Source organism: Thalassolituus sp. UBA6592, assembly GCF_002433655.1.
In the GTDB taxonomy this organism is placed as follows: Bacteria; Pseudomonadota; Gammaproteobacteria; order Pseudomonadales; family Oceanobacteraceae; genus Venatoribacter.
This window is the reverse complement of the sequence record NZ_DJIO01000055.1, coordinates 20144-20428: the sequence shown is the minus strand read 5'-3', so window position 1 is coordinate 20428 and position 285 is coordinate 20144. Positions and strand designations below refer to the sequence as shown.

Below are 285 nucleotides of genomic sequence, written 5' to 3'. Positions count from 1 at the left end.
CCGGCACCTGCCACCAGCAAAGCGACGCGATAACCAAAGATGTAGGCCGCTGACATAGCGCCCTGCAGTGTGTCTTCCGCCGATTCAATGCGGAAAGCATCCAGTGCCACATCCTGAGTCGATGAGGCGAAAGCCACCAGCAACGCAGCAACCGCGATCCACCACAGGGAATCCACCGGATCAAGACGGCTCATCAGCAACAGGCCCGCAGCAATACCCAGCTGGCCGATAAGAATCCAGCTGCGCCTCTGCCCTAACGCTTTGCCCAGTAACGGCAGGGGCAGA

1 pseudogene is annotated in these 285 nt (G+C 59.6%); it reads right to left on the bottom strand.

The features are described from left to right. Window positions 1-285: pseudogene (locus B2Z72_RS05025) on the bottom strand (hypothetical protein); the annotation flags it as partial.